Consider the following 2,735-nt stretch of genomic DNA (forward strand, 5'->3'; position numbering starts at 1 on the left):
GAAGAAACGATATCATTAACGTTTTGTTGTTCAGTTTTCAAGGTTCAATGTCACTATTTGGTGACAGGAATTAAATTATATCAGAATATCGTTTTGTTGTAAATAGATTTTAAAATCTATTTTCAACCTAGCAAATGTCTATCAATCGACAAGAATTATATTATATCAGTGATTAAGAAAAAGTCAAGTGATGTTTAAATAATTAAGTCTTTTGCGACAGCTAAATAATAATACCAACAAACAAATAAAAGGTCAATACTATTTTAATAAAAATATCAATTATTCATTCAAAGGAATTATATAGATATAACTTTTAGCTGTCGTATGCTTACTGTTTAGTTTATTTACTGCCGAATAATCGAGCCCAAAATGATCTGGATTTTTCTATCTGTTTTTTTCTAAGTGTTTCTAATTCCATATTTATTGCCTCGATTTTCGCTGCCTGTTCCTTCATTGTTTCTGCTTGTTGCGCTAGTTTATTATCGATTGTGCTCATAAATTCAATTTGTAATTTATCTCGAACAAGCAATTCTTCACGAATTGCTTTTTGCTCTGTTAATATCGTAGATAATTCCGCTAATATACGTAAGGTATTGTCATTTTCTTGCTTCACTATGCTTATATTCGCGTCATTTTGAGCGACTACTCGCGGTAATTGTTGCGATAATAAAGCATCAGGATCAAAATCAGACGATGTCACCTTAATTGCTGCATCATCTAAGGATATTGATTTTTCACGATTTAGGTATTGCATAGCCTTTAAGATCTTCACGTCATTTTGCGTATATTCGCGATGATTACGTGAATTTCGGTAGATTTCTAACCCATTCTGTTCCAATAATGCAGCGTAATGTTTTAAATTGGTCGTTGTAAAACCGAGCATTTCTGACGCTAACTTCGCACTAACCCGCTCCATTCGTTCACCTCCGTATTTATTCGCGTTCGGTAAGCCAATTATAAAATGATACAGACCGTTTTGAATACGTTGGTTTTGCTTTTATCGGTGGTACTTCATATGTTTCAGACTTTGTAAGAGCTGCAGTAAACGCAGCAGGGATATTTTCGAATTCGTAGCCATCTAAAATTCGCATAGAGATAGAATGAACAATATTTTTCGCTTTAATAAAGCGTTTAATATCGCAATCTGAACCTATACGAAGCGCTAGAACGTGTTTTACAGCATCAATAGGTTTTGGGTAAGCCAATCCATTTAAGAGCTCATAGAACTGAATTTGAAGCGGATTTGAAGCATATTCTTCGACATATTCTCGACTTGGTGTTGAGTCTTTTTCAATAGAGGTTTTAATAGCGTGAGCTATATCACTTATATACTTAGTTTTTTCTTGTTTTATAGAATAGATATTAATGTTAGGACTCTTATTTTCTGCATTCGGACTTACAGCCTCAATGGATTTAGTAATTTCCTGTTCGGCAATTTGTTCCGCAGTTAGTTGTGCAAATTTGTAATCAGAAAACGAGAATACCTCGCGCATAATTTCCCGGAAGTTTGGATGCTTTTTATCGACGAAAATGTATTTACCAACTCCGCCTTTCGTTTTAATTAATCGGCCAACTATAAACTCGCCCGTTTCTTTTAACGCTCTTACAGCGCTAGTAACGGTTCTTTTCGATACTTCACATTTCTCCGCTAACTTCTCGGCACCAACTTTTGCTATTCCTGCACCACTCGTTAAATAAATAATGCGATCTACGACCGCTAATTGTTTATGTGTAAACATTTCGTCGAGCATGATATTTCGTTCTTCTAGTGTAGTTTTTAGAACTTCTAATCGCTTACGTGTAGCAGGTGTAGACGGTTTCTCCGTAGTATAATTCAAATAAAATTGTACGCGTTGATTTGATGCAGTTAAAATTTTCATAGTCGTTTTCCTCCAGTATTTTCGGAAAAGAAAAAGCGCCTGCAATCGTGTTTTTCAAGACGATGCAAGCGCATATTAGCGACTATTAGCGATGATTGATTTATACTTTACTATTGAAATAACATTCTCTATCATATAGAATAACGATAGACATTACGTCATATAACTTAGTATAAATCAACTCTGCAAACTTGCACCGTGGTCTCGACACGGTTGTGAGGGAAGGTAAAAGGTCGGCAAACCAATTACTTTCCGCAGGGTTGTTTTTTTATTTTCCGTTCAATTAATTCAATATTTATAACATATACTAAACCTGGTCAATCTGCAATGGTAACTAAATAATTAAATATTAAAAAGTCCATATGTTTCCCTTATAGAATATTTTTGATTCTTCATTCTTTTACTTAAAATGCTTTTGAAAACACAGATGATCTGATTTATTAATTCTAAATTAATTATTGAGCTTGTTATAACGAAAAATCCTCCATCGTTTTATCGATTTCATCGTCAGTAATTCCAATATACTTAAGTGTAATAGACGGCGCTGAGTGATTAAATATATGTTGTAGCGTCGCTACATCCTTATTACGCTTGTAGTGGTGATAGCCGAATGTCTTTCGCATTGTATGAGTTCCGATATCATCGCGTCCTAGTGCATCTGCAGCCTTCTGTAGCATTCTATATGCTTGCGTAGTTGATATGTGACTATCACCCTTACGACTTGCAAATAAGTAATCCTCACTATCCATACCACGCGTATAATCTGCGATTGCCTCACGCGTTGACTTCGGCAACAGAAAACGTTTATGCTTGCCAGTCTTTTTTTCCAGGATAATAACATGCTGCTTTCCTTGT

3 protein-coding genes are annotated in these 2,735 nt (G+C 34.8%); all 3 read right to left on the reverse strand.

The genetic code is table 11. The annotated features are described in order from the left end of the window. Nucleotides 1-340: 340 nt before the first annotated feature. Nucleotides 341-916 carry a MerR family transcriptional regulator gene (locus CD33_RS00185; RefSeq protein ID WP_036196987.1) on the reverse strand — a complete coding sequence of 192 codons (576 nt, stop codon included), beginning with the start codon at nucleotides 914-916 and terminating at the stop codon, nucleotides 341-343. Nucleotides 917-932: 16 nt separating this feature from the next. After that, the gene (locus CD33_RS19320) at nucleotides 933-1,880 is read right to left on the reverse strand and encodes an HTH domain-containing protein (RefSeq protein ID WP_052129847.1); all 948 of its coding nucleotides are present in this window, start codon (nucleotides 1,878-1,880) and stop codon (nucleotides 933-935) included. 467 nt (nucleotides 1,881-2,347) lie between these two features. After that, the coding region (locus CD33_RS00195) for a tyrosine-type recombinase/integrase (protein ID WP_036196988.1) at nucleotides 2,348-2,735 on the reverse strand (388 nt) is incomplete at its 5' end.

Source organism: Ureibacillus sinduriensis BLB-1 = JCM 15800 (assembly GCF_000772955.1).
GTDB lineage: Bacteria > Bacillota > Bacilli > Bacillales_A > Planococcaceae > Ureibacillus > Ureibacillus sinduriensis.

What these genes read in the sequence shown, in the direction of transcription:
- CD33_RS00185 (WP_036196987.1), bottom strand. Translation starts at nt 916, where the DNA reads ATGGAGCGGGTTAGTGCGAAGTTAGCGTCAGAAATGCTCGGTTTTACA.
- CD33_RS19320 (WP_052129847.1), bottom strand. Translation starts at nt 1,880, where the DNA reads ATGAAAATTTTAACTGCATCAAATCAACGCGTACAATTTTATTTGAAT.